The sequence below is a fragment of the Flavobacterium ajazii genome (genome assembly GCF_010614725.1).
In the GTDB taxonomy this organism is placed as follows: domain Bacteria; phylum Bacteroidota; class Bacteroidia; order Flavobacteriales; family Flavobacteriaceae; genus Flavobacterium; species Flavobacterium ajazii.
On sequence record NZ_JAAEHL010000011.1, the window covers coordinates 165,203 to 183,138 of the forward strand.

8 protein-coding genes are annotated in these 17,936 nt (G+C 38.4%); all 8 read left to right on the plus strand.

Features of this window, described 5'->3' with window-relative positions:
• The first annotated feature begins 21 nt into the window (after positions 1-21).
• The 8 genes from GWR14_RS18865 (at position 22) to GWR14_RS18900 (ending at position 17,803) form a co-directional block, all read left to right on the plus strand.
• Positions 22-3,231, plus strand: coding sequence for a SusC/RagA family TonB-linked outer membrane protein (locus GWR14_RS18865; protein ID WP_246236351.1), 3,210 nt, complete (start codon positions 22-24; stop codon positions 3,229-3,231).
• Between the two features lie 20 nt (positions 3,232-3,251).
• Positions 3,252-5,141: a RagB/SusD family nutrient uptake outer membrane protein gene (locus GWR14_RS18870; RefSeq protein ID WP_163410693.1), complete on the plus strand. Its 1,890-nt coding sequence runs from the start codon at positions 3,252-3,254 to the stop codon at positions 5,139-5,141.
• An 11-nt stretch (positions 5,142-5,152) separates the two neighbouring features.
• Entirely contained in the window at positions 5,153-6,802 is a 1,650-nt protein-coding gene (locus tag GWR14_RS18875) for a DUF5123 domain-containing protein (protein ID WP_163410694.1), read from the plus strand.
• Positions 6,803-7,114: 312 nt separating this feature from the next.
• Positions 7,115-8,767, plus strand: a complete 1,653-nt coding sequence (locus GWR14_RS18880; protein ID WP_163410695.1) for a glycoside hydrolase family 43 protein — start codon at positions 7,115-7,117, stop codon at positions 8,765-8,767.
• A 110-nt stretch (positions 8,768-8,877) separates the two neighbouring features.
• Positions 8,878-10,101, plus strand: a complete 1,224-nt coding sequence (locus tag GWR14_RS18885) for a glycoside hydrolase family 88/105 protein (protein ID WP_163410696.1) — start codon at positions 8,878-8,880, stop codon at positions 10,099-10,101.
• A 276-nt stretch (positions 10,102-10,377) separates the two neighbouring features.
• Positions 10,378-12,066 (plus strand): glycoside hydrolase family 28 protein, encoded by a 1,689-nt coding sequence (locus GWR14_RS18890; protein WP_163410697.1) that lies wholly within the window; start codon positions 10,378-10,380, stop codon positions 12,064-12,066.
• A gap of 207 nt (positions 12,067-12,273) precedes the next feature.
• Positions 12,274-15,492 (plus strand): pectinesterase family protein, encoded by a 3,219-nt coding sequence (locus tag GWR14_RS18895; protein WP_163410698.1) that lies wholly within the window; start codon positions 12,274-12,276, stop codon positions 15,490-15,492.
• 10 nt (positions 15,493-15,502) lie between these two features.
• Positions 15,503-17,803 carry a glycosyl hydrolase family 28 protein gene (locus tag GWR14_RS18900; protein WP_163410699.1) on the plus strand — a complete coding sequence of 767 codons (2,301 nt, stop codon included), beginning with the start codon at positions 15,503-15,505 and terminating at the stop codon, positions 17,801-17,803.
• Positions 17,804-17,936 lie beyond the last annotated feature (133 nt).

Consider the following 17,936-nt stretch of genomic DNA (forward strand, 5'->3'; position numbering starts at 1 on the left):
ATGATGATAAAAAAACATATCATGAGCACGTTAATCGTCTTGTTCTTTGCGATTGGCGGTTATGCTCAGGAAACTGTGACGGGAGTGGTGAGAGATAAAATGGGCTCTATTCCCGGTGCAACAATTATTGTAAAGAATGAAAAATCTAACACCACCAGTGATTTTGACGGAAAATTTTCCATAAAAGTGACAAACCCTAAAACCGCTGTTTTGGTGGTTAAGTTCATTGGTTTGGAAGATATAACGGTACCTTTAAATGGACGTACCTCCGGAATTAACATTGAAATGAAGGAATCAACTAGTGAATTGAATGAAGTAGTGGTAATTGGTTACGGTACGCAAAAACGTGCAAACCTGACCGGAGCTGTTTCGAGTATAAAAGGAACAGTATTAGAAAAAGTTCCAACCAGTTCTGTAGCGGAAGCATTGGTAGGTAAAATGCCGGGGGTTCAGATTACTTCGGCTGACGGTTCTCCGGGTTCTGAAATCATGATACGAGTTCGTGGAGGAGGTTCTATTACTCAGGACAATTCACCTTTAATTTTGGTTGATGGTTTTGAGGTTGCTACACTAAATGATATTCCGCCAACAGATATCGAATCGGTAGAAGTATTAAAAGATGCTGCATCTACGGCTATTTATGGTGCCCGTGGTGCTAACGGGGTTATTTTGGTGACTACAAAAAATCCTAAAGTAGGAAGGGTTTCTGTGAATATAAACAGTTATATGCAGGTAAAAACTTTAGCGAACCGTCTGGATGTAATGGATCCATATGAATATGTTATGATGCAGTATGAGTATGAAAGAGGAAGAACCTCAAATCCAACTGCTTTTTACAATCGTTACGGACAGGCTAATGAAATGTATATTTATAAAGGAGACAAAGGAACAGATTGGCAGGACGAAATTTTTGGTACTAACCCGATTACTAAATACATTGATTTTAGTATGAATGGAGGTAATGAAAAAACCAAATTTAAGTTTGCTGTAACGAATCAGGATCAGCCTGGGGTATTGGTAGGAACTGGTTTAAAGCAGACCAACATGAACCTGACACTTAATACAAAACTGTCTGATAAATTTACTTTTGAATTCCAGTCCCGTTTTATAAATCAGACAATTGACGGATCAGGTACAGAGGGCGTTAGCTTGCTTAGCGCAATACGTCAGGCACCAACACTTGGCTTACAGGATTATATGACATTACCTGAAGATGATACCTATTTTGACCCTGAAGATTATGAGCCTGTTACACGTTTCAATCCGATGCAGGAAGCTGAAAGAAATTATCGTGAGCGCACCAAACGTACATTCAATACAGTGGGAGCATTAACATGGAACATAATGAAAGGATTAAGTTTTCGCAGTTCATTCGGTTTTGAATATCAGTATGAAGAAGACGGTCGTTTTTGGGGTCTTGACACTGGTACTGCAAATGCTAATGGAGGACTGCCGGTAGTGGGCTGGCAAATGACTCAAAGTCCGCGTACACAATTAAATAATGTGTTGAATTATAACTTCAAAATCAATACAATTCACGATTTTCAGGTTATGGTGGGCCAGGAAATGAAGGATCAGAGAAGTTTTAGTAAAACATATACCACTCGTTATTTTCCTGAAAATATAACTGCAGAAAAAGCATTAGATAATCTTGCACTGGGAACTCCTTATGCAAATTCATCAAAAGAAGGGTCACCTAATAAAATTTCATCATTCTTTGGCCGTGTGAATTATGGTTATGATGACAGATATCTGGCAACATTTACAATTCGTGCAGACGGTTCGACCAAGTTTGGTCCGGAAAATCGCTGGGGAATTTTTCCGGCAGGAGCATTTGCATGGAGAATATCAAATGAAAAATTCTTAAAAGAGAGCACAACCGTTTCAAATTTAAAATTACGTTTAAGCTACGGAGTTTCGGGTAATGACCGTATTGATGGCGATTTGTATGCCAAATATTATGGCGTTTCCCAAGACAGATCAGTAGGCTGGGGAGAGGAAAGTCATTATTACTATAATTTCTATAATCCTAGTGGTAAGAGTGTAACGTATTTAAATAATCCTAATGTAAAATGGGAGACAACTTATACTGCCAATATAGGGGTCGATTTTGGCTTTTTTAAAGAACGTCTTACCGGTAATATTGAATTTTATCAAAACACGGTAAAAGATTTGTTAGTGCCTTCGGATATTCCGGGATCATCAGGTTTTAGTAAAATTATGACCAATGTGGGACAGACATCCAACAAAGGAGTTGAATTTGCAATTAATGCCAATCTGATTCAGAAAAAAGATTTTCACTTAGATGTAAATTTCAATATTGGATATAATAAAAATAAAATTGATGCACTTTCAACCGGAGAAAATGAGTGGATTCTTAGTTCAGGATGGGCAGGAACCCAATTATTAAATGACGATGATTACCGTGCTTATGTAGGCGGTACAAAAGGTCTGATTTACGGTTTCGTTAATGATGGTTTTTACACTATGGATGACTTTGAGTCATTTGACGCTTTAACCAAAACATGGAAACTGAAAGAAGGTGTGGCAAATTCCAAAAACCTGTCAGGAGATCCGCGTCCGGGAAATGCTAAATTTAAAAAGCTGACACCTGTTGATCCATCAGATTCAAATACGTATGTAATTGGCGCAAATGACAGAAAAGTTATTGGTGATACTAACCCAAAATATTCAGGAGGTTTTGGACTGAATGCCGTATGGAAAAACTTTGATTTCAATACTTTCTTCAACTTTGTATATGGATTTGATGTTTTTAACGCAAACAAAGTCATGATGACTTCATGGTATCAAAACAACCAAAATAACTTAGGAATGGAAGTAGGGCTGGAAAACCGTTGGAGAAACTTTGATGATATGGGGAACGACCTTCGTTATTCACCGGCACTTTTAGCAGATTTCAATAAAAATGCCACTATGTGGAATCCAACGTCAATTGGTCGTCCTATTGCTTCGTCTTATGCAGTTGAAGATGGTTCTTTTTTACGTCTGAATACACTTTCTATAGGATATACAATTCCAATAGATGTATCCAAAAAATTAATATTTAACAGAGTCCGTTTGTATGTAACTGGTACTAATTTATATGTCTGGACGAATTACTCAGGCTATGATCCGGAAGTTAATCTGGCAACTGGATTAACCCCTAACGTTGATTACAATGCGTATCCAAGAACGAGAAACTACACTTTTGGAGCTCAGTTATCATTTTAATTAAATCAAATTTTAAAATTATGAATAAAAAGATATTATTAAGTATGCTATTTAGTTTCGCACTGTGTTTTACAGCCTGCGATGATTATCTAGACGTACATCCGGCGACAGGTTTTACCGAGGATGAAGTTTTTAGTTCTGAAGCTGAAATACAATCTGCACTTGCGGGGGTATACACACTTATGTTGACTGACGATACATATTCTAATCGTCTTGCCTTTGTTTTTAATCCAAATACAGATGTAGAGATGGCGGCGGTTAGTACTACTGCTGTGAATGTTAACGGTTCTGATATTGCCTGTTTTGAACCGAAACCGTATTGGACAACTCTAAATTCTACATGGAATGCCATGTACAAGATTATCAATGGGGCGAATGATGTTATTGAAGGAATTGAAGGTTCTGATCTTTACAAAACGGCCAGCAAAACTGAGCCTTCAAAAATCACTCAGATGTACGGAGAGGCTAAAACAATCCGTGCTATGATCTATTTGGATATGATCCGAATTTGGGGAGACGTAGTGTTTCGTACTAAATCATCGACCGGTGATGAAGATTTTAGAGTAGGAGTTACTGACAGAAATAAAATCCTTGAATTTTTAATAGATGATTTAAAATCGGTAGAGCCTTTGATGCAATATGCCAGTGAACTGGATTACGGTCCGGAGCGTGCATCAAGAAGCTTCAATCAGGGATTGATTGGTTTGCTTGCCCTTACACGTGGAGGATGGGCTTTACGTCCGGATAGTGATGCAGCCAGTATTGGTCATATGGTTCGTGGAGAAAATCATGAATTGTATTACGATATTGCTATCCAGTATTTAGGAAAAGTAATTAATGAAGGGCAACATGACCTGAAATTAAGCTATCGTGATTTTTGGATTACGCAAAACAATTGGGTAACTCCGGTTAATGACGATGTAATATTTTCATTACCATTATTAAAATCTATCTCAGGCGAATATGGCTATGCTATTGGTATTCCAATTGTAGAAGGAAGTCACGCTTACGGAAGTGCTTCGGGAAGTCTTAATTTAGCAGGAACCTATTTATATTCGTTTGACAGTAAAGATTTGAGACGTGATCTTACCTGCGCACCTTATTCGTATGATACAAATTTAAAACAGGTAATTCGTCTGGACTTAGCTAAACTGGCTGTCGGAAAGTGGTCAAAACTTTATGGAGACCCACAAGGAAGTACAAGTCAAAAAGGAACCGGTGTCAACTATTCATGGATGCGATTTGCTGATGTACTGTTGATGTACGCTGAAGCGGTAAACGAACGATTTGGCCCTCGTCAGGATGCTCAGGAAGCTTTAAAACGAGTGCGCCGCAGAGCATTCAGTTCAGCAGATTGGGCTACAAAAGTAGATAGTTATGTTTCTTCAAAATCAAATCCGGATCTGTTTTTTCAGGCCATTATGGATGAACGTGCCTGGGAACTTGGAGGAGAAAGCAAACGTAAGTTTGACTTAGCCCGTTGGAATAAATACAGCGAGGTAATCTACAACCAATACAACAAATTTGTAAACTGGGGTAAAGTAGCCAATGGAGCTTATGTTCCGGGTGTAGACAATGTTCCGGGTAGTGTATTTTGGAAAGAGATTCCGGATCCGAATAATGCAGGCAGAATAATTTTAGATATCAAAGGGATTGATCCGGTTTTACAGTCTAAACCGGCAGGTTATACAGAGACAATTTTTGCAACAAAATGGTATGCCCTGAATAATGATACTCAGGCTTATGAGCCAAACAACGAGGTCAAATGGAGTTTTAGAGGTTTCATCAATTTCAATAATGCTTCAAGTGTGTCTCCTACTGCCCCTTTACGCTATTTATGTCCTTATCCTTCTAAAGTGATTTCGGATCATCGTGGAGCTATTCAGAATTATTATGGTTTTAACTATTAAATTGAATTAACATGAAAAATTCAAAAAGAGCTATTTATATCTTATCATTTCTCAGCATGATTTTGCTTGGAGGAATGTTAAACTCCTGTCAGCAGGACGAGTTTGCGTATGCAAAGGTCGGAGATTTGTTTCAGCCAAAGTTTGTACTTACTGCCCCTGTGGTTAAAAGCAATTCTATTGCGGTAGTATGGTACAAAGTTAATGATGCAGTTTCGTATACGGTAGAATTGCATTTGGATAATTATTATTCCAGTCTTTTCAAATCGTATACGATTACAGATACACAAATTTTGATGGATGATATTCCTTATAAAACGCAGTTTTATATTAGAGTTCGTGCGAATAGTGACAATCCTAAATTCAATTCACAATGGGCGTATACAAATGCTTTGACAGAAGAGCGTCCGGCATATGCCCAGATATTGAAACCTGTTGAGAAGGTAAATATTACTGAAACTGAAGTAACTGTAAGCTGGACAGTTGATGCAGCTAATCCGGTAGATAGTATTTCTGTAGCTCCGGCACAGTCTAAGGAAATTCCGGCTATAGGACGTAAATTGACTCAGGCAGAAATAAGTATGGGGCAGGCTAAGGTTGAAGGTCTGGAAAAAAGTACACCTTACTATGTAAATGTTTATGACAATAATAAACCACGTGTTTATGACAGACCTTACAATCAGGTTAATTTCCGTTCTGCAGGACCATCAGCAGGACAAATTTTGGTTATGAAAGGGGATGATTTAGATGCATTGTTGAGAAAAAACAATACCGATGCAACAATTCCGGAAGGAACAGAATATTTCCTTGAAGCAGGTTCGTTATTTAAGATTACGCCATTTACTATAACAAAAGGTTTTAAACTTACTGGTGGTACACAGGGAGCAAAACCTCAAATTGAAATGAACGGAAACTGGAATATTGCAGAAGGATCATTTTTAAGTTCGTTAGCGTTTGAAAACATTCGTTTTTATCAGACAATTGATGCCAGTTATTTCTTTAACAGCGGAACTTCCTGGACGCTTGGAGAAGTTTCAATCTACAACTGTGACTTTAATAATTTTAAACGCGGTTTCTGGAGACATCAGGGAAGCGGAAAATACAAAGAAGTAGGAAATTTTGAGATGACTTATTGTACTTTGGATGAGGTTGGAGGTCATTCCGGTACCTATGGAACTTTTGTACTGGGTTCTGCCGGAGCAGACAATTTTAAAAGAGCTGTTTTCAACAATTGTACTTTTATGAGAGACTATTATGGAACAACCAATAATACATACAATTTTAAAAACCTGTTTGATTATGGTGATTCAGCTTATCCGATTTATTTGGAATACAGCAACATAACGATTTATGATTATGCTTATAATCGTTCCCTGATTAATCTTAAAAATGCAGCCGGATCTACTTTGGTATTCAGGAATGTATTATTAGCTTCTGCTTGTGGTAAATTAATTAATGCAATTGCTGCAGGAAGTACAACTACATACAGTAACAATTACACAACTACAGATTATCTGTTAGGACCTTCAAGCATTCAGGGAACGGCATTAGGAATAAGTGCACTAAACCTGTTTGTGAATCCAAAAGGAGGAGATTTAACAATTAAGGATCCGAATTCTCCAATTGTAACCAACAAGGTTGGAGATACCAGATGGCTTCCTTAAGTCTTGTTGGTTAATTAATTAGTAAAAAAAGAAGTATCCGGTAAAGGGTACTTCTTTTTAACTGTGCTTTTTAAATGCTGATCACAGCAGTTCTATTCGAAATCATGGCAAAAAAGCAGATTGTTTGTTTTAGCCCCGATTGCTACGCAAGTTCGTTTCACTCGTGTGCAACGGAAATTCTTGTAAACCGGTGTTCGGCTTATAAGATTATAGTGAAAAGTGGGACTTTGTTTAAAAAAATGCCCAATGTTTCTGCTTCAAAAAACAATAATAGAACTCAGATTTAGTAACATCTTGATTAAATATAATAAAATGAAATTAAAACGATTATTACTGTCCATAGGTTTGACAGTCTGTGTGCTGGGAGCAAATGCTCAGGGCTGGAATGCCGATTTAGGAAACGGAAAATACAAGAATCCGATTTTACATGTAGACTATTCTGATCCCGATTTATGTGCCGGGGAGGATGGTTACTACATGACGGCTTCTAGTTTCAATAGTGCTCCGGGACTTCCTGTTCTGCATTCAAAAGATTTGGTAAACTGGCAGTTAATCGGATATGCATTGCAAAATCAGTTTCCTGTAGAACATTATCGCACCGTGCGTCACGGTGATGGTGTCTGGGCTCCTGCAATTCGCTATCATAAAGGAGAATATTATATTTATTGGGGTGATCCTGATTTTGGAATTTATATGGTTAAAACCAAAGATCCTTCGGGAACCTGGGATGAGCCTGTTTTGGTAAAAGAAGCCAAAGGAATTATTGATACCTGTCCGTTTTGGGATGAAGACGGAAAAGCCTACTTGTCTTATGCTTTTGCGGGAAGCCGTGCCAACGTAAAAACGGTTTTGATGATGTCTGAAATGGCTCCGGACGGTACTAAACTAATTGGAAATCCGGCTATGGTTTTTGACGGTCATAATGGTCATACTACAGTTGAAGGCAGCAAAATGTACAAACGTGATGGCTACTATTGGGTTATGGCTCCTGCGGGAGGTGTAAAACCGGGATGGCAGCTGGCGATGCGTTCTAAAAATGTCTGGGGACCTTATGAATCTAAAATTGTTTTACATCAGGGAGATACCAAAATGAATGGACCTCATCAGGGCGGTTATGTAGAAACTCCAAATGGTGACGGATGGTTTATCCATTTTCAGGACCGATGGGCTTACGGGCGTATCGTGAATCTACAGCCTGTTACCTGGAAAGATGGATGGCCAATTATGGGGAAAGACACTAACAAAGACGGAATCGGAGAGCCGGTGATGGAATGGACAAAACCGAATGTGGGTAAAAACTATCCTGCAACTCCTTTGATTTCTTCGGATGAATTCAATAGCCATCAATTAGGATTGCAATGGCAATGGCAGGCGAATTTAAGTCCGGGGCAACACTGGGGATGGTCATCTGCTAATCTGGGATTCCTGCGTCTGAATTGTATTCCCCGTCAGGCGGATATGAAAAGGATGTGGATGATGCCGAACCTGTTACTGCAGAAATTTCCGGGAGACAATTTTACGGCAACTGCAAAATTAACTTTCGAAAATAATCCGGATGCAAAAGAATCGGGTACAGGTCTAATTGTTTTTGGAGAAGATTATGCCTACATCGCTATCGAGCAGACTAAGGAAGGGAAACTAAGATTAGTGCAGCGCCTAATGAAAAATGCAAGAACTTCAAAAGATCTGGAAACCGAAATTGCATCTATGCCTATTGAGAAAAAAGAGGTTTTCTTCCGTTCCAAAGTGGAAATGCTGCAAAACAAAGAGCCTTTTGATGCTAAGGTTACTTTTTATTACAGTACTGATGGAAAGGATTTCAAAGTATTTGGAAAACCTTTTACACCACGTGCAGGCCGCTGGGTTGGAGCAAAAATTGGACTTTTTGCGACTGGAACAGCGTCTATCAGTGACAGCAGTTATGCAGATTATGACTGGTTTAGGGTAGAAGATAACAATAAGTAATAAAATTTGATGTAATAAAAATGTGTCAGGCTGAGCGGAGTCGAAGCCCATTCTTATAAAGCATAACATTTATTTTTAAAGTTTCAATTAATTGGGCCTAATAAGTAATTATGAAAAAAATTAAATATTGTTTTCTTTCATTTCTGGTCTGCCATCTGGCTTCATTTGGGCAATCAAAATCTAAAAGTGATTTTGAAGGAATTTCACCAATTGAATGGTCCAGAAAAATGGCAGATTCTGATCAAAAAAGGGTTCCGAATCCGGTATTTCTTGATGGGGTGAAATTTCCGAAATGGAACTACACCAACGGATTGGTAACACTAGCAAATCAGAAGCTTTATGATTATACCAAAGAACAGAAGTACTGGGATTACGGACTCACTTATGCAGATCAGCTGATTGATAAGGAAGGGAAAATTCTGGGAGGTTATGAACTGGAAAAATACAGTCTTGACCTTATAAACTCAGGAAAAATACTTTTTGAAATTTATAAAAAGACAGGTGAGGAACGCTATAAAAAAGCAATGGATACACTTCACAAACAGTTAGAAGGCCACCCAAGAAATTCTGACGGAGGGTATTGGCACAAGAAAAGCTATCCCTGGCAGATGTGGCTCGATGGTGTTTATATGGCAGATCCGTTTTCTGCAGAATATGGAGCAGTTTTTAATGTTCCGAAAGCGGTTGATGATGCTGTTTTACAGGCAGAATTGATTCAGAAGCATACTTTTGACCCAAAAACCGGACTGAATTTTCATGGTTATGATGAAAAGAAAGCACAGTTTTGGGCAAATAAAGAAACGGGACGTTCCTCTCACGTATGGGGACGAGCGCAAGGCTGGTACTGCATGGCTTTAGTCGATATTTTAGATTTTGTTCCAAAAGACCATCCGAAGCGCAAAGAGCTGATAAAGATTGTTCAAAAAGTCTTCAAAGCTGTTCTTCGTGCGCAGGAAAAGCATTCAGGAGTGTGGTGGCAGGTGATGGATCAGCCTGAACGAAAAGGCAATTATCTGGAATCAACCTGTTCGACCATGTTTGTTTATTCTTTTGCGAAAGCCTACCGAAATGGATACGTAGGTAAAGCTTATCTGAAAGCTGCAAAAGTTGGGTTTAACGGAGTCCTGAAACAGTTCATTAAAGAAAATCCAGATGGAACGATTTCAATTACAAAATGCTGTGCCGTTGCCGGACTAGGAGGTAGGAATCCTCAGGATCGTGATGGCTCATTCGAATATTATCTTTCAGAACCTATCAGGGATGATGATGCCAAAGCGGTCGGTCCGTTTATCATGGCAGGCATCGAACTGCAAAAGATTCTGGATAAAAAATAGAGAAAGAAACGGAATAGTAACACTTAGAAATATAGTCTGAAAATTTAGAAGGTTTTCAAAATCTGTTTAATCTGGCGTACTAAATTTTTACGCAGATTAAACAGATAAATGAATTAACAGTTTCAATTACAAAGAGATTTTATTTTCATCAGTTTACATAGCTTTTACTATGTGAACAGGGAGGTGTTTTTTGTAATTCTAAAGAAAAAAGAGAAGAAATAAAGGTGTTAATATGTTGTTATATAATGTGTTAATTCTGTAATCATATGATTAATTATGGTAAAAATTAAAACAATTTTACTGGTTTGTGCAGGAATGTTTGCAGCGGTTTCCTGCAGCAATAAAACGGTTCCTGTAGCGACAAATTTAGCAAAACCTAAAAGCGCAGTAGCAGCACTTCCTTTTAAAATGCCGGAAGTACAGCTTCCGAAGTTTAAAATGGATACATTGAATATCCTGGATTTTGGGGCAATTCCAAATACAGAGCAGCTTTGTACAAAAGCAATTAATGAAACCATCAAAAAATGTTCAGAGTCGGGGGGAGGTGTAGTGGTTATTCCTCCTGGCTTATGGACTACCGGCCCCATACAGCTCAAAAGCAATGTAAATCTGCATGCCAAAAATGGTGCTTACGTTTTGTTTACAAGCGATTTAAGTCAATACAAACTTATCGACTCTTATTTTGAGGGTAATAAAGTACTTCGATGCGAGTCGCCTATCATGGGTATTGATTTGGAAAACATTGCCATTACCGGAGAAGGAATTTTTGACGGAAACGGCTCTAAATGGCGACCGGTGAAAATTGGCAAAATGACCACAGAACAATGGAAAGCGTTAGTAAATTCAGGCGGTGTGCTTTCTAAAGACGGCAAAACGTGGTATCCATCAGAAGGATCACGTATGGGGAATGAAGAAAAAGATCAACTTCCTAAAATAGCCACAGTCGAAAATATGGAGCCATACAAACAGGCACTTCGTCCGGTTATGGTGAGTTTAGTGAATTGTAAAAAACTGCTGTTGGACGGGGTGACTTTTCAAAATTCTCCTGCATGGAATGTCAATCCGCTGATGTGTGAAAATGTAACATTGAGCAATCTGACTGTCCGTAATCCGTGGTATTCTCAAAACGGAGACGGATTGGATTTAGAATCCTGTCGAATCGGAACCGTAACCAACTGCCGTTTTGATGTAGGCGATGATGCTATTTGCTTAAAATCGGGTAAAGATCAGGAAGGACGCGACCGTGGAAAACCAACAGAATTATTTACAATCACGAATTGTGTGGTTTATCATGGTCATGGCGGATTTGTAATTGGAAGTGAAATGTCCGGCGGTGTGCGCAATATTTTTGTAAAAGACCTGACCTTCATCGGTACAGATTGCGGATTGCGTTTTAAATCGGTTCGTGGCCGTGGAGGGGTAGTCGAAAATATCTGGATGGAAGATATTAAAATGAGCAATATTCCGAACGATGCCATCAATTTTAACCTCTATTATTTTAGCAAAACAGCTGCCGAGGATCCACTTACCGGCGAAATGATTGTAGATAAAATTCCTGTATCTGAGGCAACTCCTGCTTTCAAAAACATGTATTTCAAAAATATCTATGTAGATGGCGCTCAGCAGGCCGTGAAGATTATGGGAATTCCGGAAATGCCTGTAGAAAACATTCAGTTTAAAAACATGGTGCTTCGCTCAGATGCCGGAATTCAGGTTAATTATGTATCAAATATTGAATTTGACAATGTCGATTTGAACCTTAAAAAATCAGGTTTTGCGGCAAGACTTACCAATGGTCAGAAAATCAGTTTCAAAGGATTTAATTCGATAGGAGAAAATCAGGTGTTTTTAGTAGGAGGAACCACAACCAAAGAGGTAAACCTGAATATGAAAAATAAAAAATTAAACGATAAAGATTTAAAAATCCTTGAATCGATTAAAGATGAGGTAAAAGTAACGGAGTAGAGAAGAATTTATAAACCGCTTAAAGGAATAAAAAAAGCTGTGAGACTGAGTCCATTCGGCTCCGCTCAGAATGACAAGAATTACAACCTGAAGAACAAAGAACTAATCACTAAGGACTAATTACTAATCACTAAAAAAAAATGAATAAAACGACGCCTTCAAAATTTGATTAAAGAAGGTAATTACTAACTATCTAACCAAACCAAAATGAAAAAACATTACTTTATGTTCTTGTTACTGATACTCTTTTCAGTAATGGGATTTTCGCAAACCACCCTGAAAATTGAAGCAGAAAGTTATAATTTAAATTCGGGCGCAAAGTCAGAAAATAATGCAGCGCTTTCGGGAGGGAAAAATGTAGGGTATATTAAAAACAATACATGGATTGCTTTCACCGGACATGTATTTAATCAGTATGACACTAATTTCAATGTCCTGGCATCCGGAGCAACGGGAGGAACCATTGAGTTTCGATTGGGTTCTTCCACCGGAACTTTAATCGGAACTGCCACTGTTAGCGGCTCTACAGGATTCAGCGATTACAAAATGTTCTCGGCTGCCATTACACCTACAACCGGTACTTATGATTTGTATCTGGTTTTTAAGCATCCGACTAATACAGGTTATCTTTTTAATATAGATTATCTGGAAAAAGTTACTAATATTCCGGGTGCAGTTACTTATAGTTTGGCAACTAATGTTAGTCCGGTTTCATCAGGGACAGTTACCTTAAATCCTGCGGGAACCAATTTCAACGATGGAACAGCTATTACATTAACAGCAAATAAAAACTTCGGATATAATTTTACAAGATGGGTAGATGGTAATGGAAATCCTGTTTCAACTGCAAATCCATATACTTTTACCATTAATTCTAATACTACTCTTGTTGCAGAATATGCAGCAGTTGATACTTATACTTTGAGCGTAAATGTTAACGGAGCTTACGGATTAGGAGATTATTCAATTTCTCCTGCGGGAAAAGACGGGGCATTTTCGGTTTACGAAAAAGGAACAAACGTTACGATAACAGCTATTGAAAATGATATTGTTAAATTCAGTAATTGGTCGAATGGTTCAACGGCAATTAGTATTCCGGTAACAATGAATGCCAATACAAGTGTTACGGGAACTTACGATAATGTATCGTTTATCGCAGGCTGGACATTCAAAACCGATCAATATGCGCACCCAAGAGTAGCTGAATTGTATTCTAATGTTGACAACAAACCACAATTATTTGCCTATAATATGGCAGACAATATAGTAACTCCCAATGTAAGACTTCAAAACAGAGGAGGCAAAAGCGGTTTTGGGGTATGGAATACAATTAGAGGTGATTTTTTCTACTTTATGACTTCTTTTTCAACCATTGGATATAAAAATATAAATGTTTCGTCCGGACTTATCGGTTACTATTATGGTTGTGACGAATGGACTTTACAATATTCGCTTGACGGTGTAAACTTTGTAAATCTGTCGAATCTGACTACGATCAATACAAGTTCAATTACACAAATTGGTGGAATCTTACCAGTTGAGGCCGAAGGAAAAGCAAAGGTATATCTGAAATGGATCCCTAACATTGCAGGACCAAAACACGGAAGCGCAACTGATGTAACGGCTACAGTTTTGTCAAATCTTATGATAAAAGCAGATGAAATCCCTGTTTTAGACAATACAGCACCAATACTTTTGTCGAGCATTCCTGAAAGTGCTGCAACCTCAGCCAGCGCCAGTGGAAATATCATTCTTAATTACGATGAAAAAGTAAAATTAGGTACCGGACAGGCAATACTCAACGGGAAAAATTTAACTGCTGAATTTGTAAACAAAACAGTGAAATTCAGTTATTACGGCTTAGAGTACAACACACAATATACGTTCACTTTACCGGCAGGTTTTGTGACCGATCTTTCAGGTAATAATGCTTCGGCAGTTAACCTGTCTTTCAAAACCATGGAAAAACCAATTCCGGCAAAACGTGCTTTCGATTTAATTGTTGATGCGAATGCAACGGCAGATCAGGTAACTTCCGGTAAATATGTAAAAACGATTGCAGAGGCATTTACTAAAGCACCTTCTAATTCATCAACAAGGTTTTTGGTACTGATTACTAACGGAACTTATAATTTGGGAGGCGATGGAACCAATCCGCAGGGAGTTGTGTTACAGCTTCCGTCAGGGAAAAATAATGTGTCATTGATTGCACAGTCAAAAGATAAAGTCATTCTTCAGGGAAATCCGGGATGGGGAATCAAGAATGCAGTTCTTTCGATTGAAGCAAATGATTTATACATGGAAAATATTACAATTGAACATAAGGACGGAATCACGACATCGGGTCAGAGACCAGCATTGAACCCAGCCGGAGACAGAAATGTTTATAACGGAATCAGACTAAGAAGTAAACAGGATACCCAGGTTACAGGCGGAAACAGAAGTTTTTACTACAAATCAACCATTGAAGGCGATGTAGATTTTATTTGCGGAGGCGGAACACACTGGTTTGAAGAATGTAAACTGGTTTCTGTGGCAAGCGGTTATATCGTTGCTCCAAATCATACTGCGGATGTTCAGTATGGCTATATTTTTAACAACAATACTATTACGGCAGCTACCAGTTATTATTTAGGACGTCCATGGCAAAATGCTCCAAGGGCTGTTTATTTAAATACAACAATGATAAATGAACCAAATACGCTGGGCTGGGCCAGTATGGGAACATTGCCGGCCCTTTTTGCAGAGTACAATAGTGTAAACGGAAATGGAGTAGCGGTTAATACTGCTAACCGAACCAATGTTTTTACAGTAAGCAGTGTGGCTCAGACTGGAAATTATAATCCGGTACTGACTAAAGCAGAGGCTGATGCATTTACGATTGAAAATGTTTTGAGCGGAACTGACAAATGGGATCCTCGTTTGGTGGTAGAACAAATTGCAGCACCTTCGAACCTTACTTTTACAGGAAATAATACTCTGAAATGGGACAGTAACCAATATGCGATTTGTTATGTGGTGAGTAAAGACGGAAAGATAATCGACATTACAACCAATGCAACTTATGTGGATAATGCTGCAACTGCAGGTACACATGAATACACAGTACAGGCAGTGAATGAGTATGGAGGGTTAAGCGTTGTAAGTACTTTCAGTGCTACGTTGGGATTAGGAGATATAAACGAATCTAATTCGGTAACAGCTTATCCAATACCGGCAAAAGATATTGTAAACCTGACACTGCCGGAAGGAATTGGAAGTCTGAATTATGAAATTTATTCTGTTCAGGGGCAAAAAGTAAAAAAAGGCATTTTAGAAAATACAGTCCGATCAATTGATTTAAGTATGCTGAACCCAGGTCTTTACATTATTAGTTTAAAAAATGCAGCAGGAGCGGTTTATAAAGTAAAAGTGATTAAAAACTAAAATGTCAAAGATGAAAAAACAATTATCTTTTAACCTATTGCTGATATTATTTTCGGCAATAGGGTTTTCTCAAACAGTTCAGCGAATTGAAGCGGAAAATTATAGTGCTTTTAATGGAGTAGCTACAGAAACGAATGCTGCACTCTCCGGTGGTAAGAATATCGGAAGTTGTAAAAATGGTTATTGGGTTAAATTCGCAGCACACGTTTTTAGTCAGTTTGATATCCGTTTTGATATCGCAGCTGCCAGTAAAACGCAGACAGGATCACCAACAGTTGGAACTTTAGCCGGAACTGTTGAAATAAGAATAGATGCCGTTAGTGGTACTCTGATTGGTACGGCCAATATTAATGCGACTTCAACAGGAAACTGGACAACCTATCAGATTGTTTCTGCTCCTATAGCCCAAACGACAGGGACACATGATTTATACTTTGTATTTAAACCTGTCTCAGGAAATAACTATGTAGGTAATTTTGATTATTTTGAAAAAGTGACCAATGATCCTGGTATTACCATGTACACTTTGACTACCAATGTTAGTCCGGTTTCATCGGGAACAATAATTAGGAATATATCTGGTACCCAATTTGCTGATGGAACCCAAATAAGTTTGACGGCAAATCCCGAATATGGCTATATTTTTTCAAAATGGGTGGATGAGAATGGTACGCTTGTTTCTACAAATAGAGCTATTACGTTTGCTATGACCGCAAATATCACACGTGTTGCAGAATTTGTAACAGAGACTTTTCCTGATGTTGCCACTACACAGATTCTGCCTAACATACCTGCCACTCAGTATGTAATTACGGAGGCAGTATATGGGGGAAGCACTTCCAGTCTTGATAATTCATCGGCAATAAATTCGGCCATTAACGCTGCTAATGCTGCAGGGGGAGGAACCGTTGTTGTTCCTGCGGCTGCTTCACCATTTTTGAGTGGTCCCATCACAATGAAAAACAATGTAAATCTTCAAATTTCAGATGGAGCTACACTACAGTTGATGCCTTATGGGAACGGAAATGGATCTCCGGCCGGTTCCTATCCAAACAGTGGAACAGCTGACAGTTATACAACTTTTATTTACGGAGAAAATCTGTCCAATATTGCCATAACCGGAAAAGGGACAATCGAAGGAGACGGTAGTGCGTGGTGGACTGCTTTTGATGCTACTGGTATCGGTCGTCCTGGTATCATACGTTTTAAGGCCTGTAATAAGGTTTTGATTTCTGATATTACGGTACACAACGCTCCAAATGTTAGTCTTACTATGGGAAAAAGCGGCAGCGGTCGTGGAGCAAACGGAACAATCAAGAACGTAACAGTTATTGCACCGGAAACTGCCCCAAACACGGACGCTCTGGATGTGTGGTACTGGGATGGATTGGATGTTTTGAATTGTAAATTCTCTGTAGGTGACGATGATGTGGCTGTGGATGCCAATTCTCAGAATATTAAAATTAAGAACTGTGCTTTTGGAGAAGGCCATGGCGTTTCTGTGGGAAGCTACACTTCTAATGTAAACAACGTTTATGTGGATAATTGCAGCTTTAATGGCACTTCAAACGGATTTCGTTTGAAATCAGCGATTGATCGTGGAGGAAATGAAACTACATTCTACTATTCAAATGTAACGATGGAAAATGTATCAACTCCGTTTGCGATTACGAGCTGGTATCCAAAAGAACCTACAGCAGCTCCATCGACATTAACTCCAGGAACGGTTACAAGTACAACGCCAACCTGGAAAAATATTACGTTCAAAAATATTACCGTAAACAATTCTACAAATGCAGGAATGTTTTATGGTTTGCCGGAATCACCTATCACTAATGTTGTTTTTGATAATGTGAAGATTAACGCAAATAAGGGAATGACTGCCAATTTTGTGACAGGACTGGATTTCCAAAACTGTTCTTCGATTACTATTCCAGGCAATGGAGGAAATGCTATTACTTCCTATAAAGCAGAAACGGTAAGTGGCAGTAATGTAATAAACGGAATCAATACAGTAACTGGAGTTTCAACCTCATGTAATAATTTGTCTGTGCCGGATGCAGAACTTACCACAAATACATTTTCTTTTTATCCAAATCCGGTAAGAGGAAATGATTTTACTGTAAACACGAATTCAGTTATTCAAAAAATCATGATTTATACTATTTCAGGAACAAAAATAAAAGAGCTTAAAGGGAATAACTCAACGGAACAAACCATTGACTTAGAAGGTTTATCTGCGGGTTGTTATCTTGTGCAGGTTCTCTCTGAGAATGGGAAAACTAGCAATGCAAAAGTAATCAGGGAATAAAACGATTTGCGATCAAACTATTCGTGTAGTTAGTTGTTGGAAAATATTTGGACAAATATTTCAAAAAAAGCCAAATGTTTTCCTTTAGCCCCGATGGAAGCGGCATCCTTTTTCTTTTTTCTTTAAAAAGGAA

Excerpts from the sequence above, each read along its gene's own strand:
- GWR14_RS18865 (WP_246236351.1), top strand. The coding sequence starts at position 22 with ATGAGCACGTTAATCGTCTTGTTCTTTGCGATTGGCGGTTATGCTCAG.
- GWR14_RS18870 (WP_163410693.1), top strand. The coding sequence starts at position 3,252 with ATGAATAAAAAGATATTATTAAGTATGCTATTTAGTTTCGCACTGTGT.
- GWR14_RS18875 (WP_163410694.1), top strand. The coding sequence starts at position 5,153 with ATGAAAAATTCAAAAAGAGCTATTTATATCTTATCATTTCTCAGCATG.
- GWR14_RS18880 (WP_163410695.1), top strand. The coding sequence starts at position 7,115 with ATGAAATTAAAACGATTATTACTGTCCATAGGTTTGACAGTCTGTGTG.
- GWR14_RS18885 (WP_163410696.1), top strand. The coding sequence starts at position 8,878 with ATGAAAAAAATTAAATATTGTTTTCTTTCATTTCTGGTCTGCCATCTG.
- GWR14_RS18890 (WP_163410697.1), top strand. The coding sequence starts at position 10,378 with ATGGTAAAAATTAAAACAATTTTACTGGTTTGTGCAGGAATGTTTGCA.
- GWR14_RS18895 (WP_163410698.1), top strand. The coding sequence starts at position 12,274 with ATGAAAAAACATTACTTTATGTTCTTGTTACTGATACTCTTTTCAGTA.
- GWR14_RS18900 (WP_163410699.1), top strand. The coding sequence starts at position 15,503 with ATGAAAAAACAATTATCTTTTAACCTATTGCTGATATTATTTTCGGCA.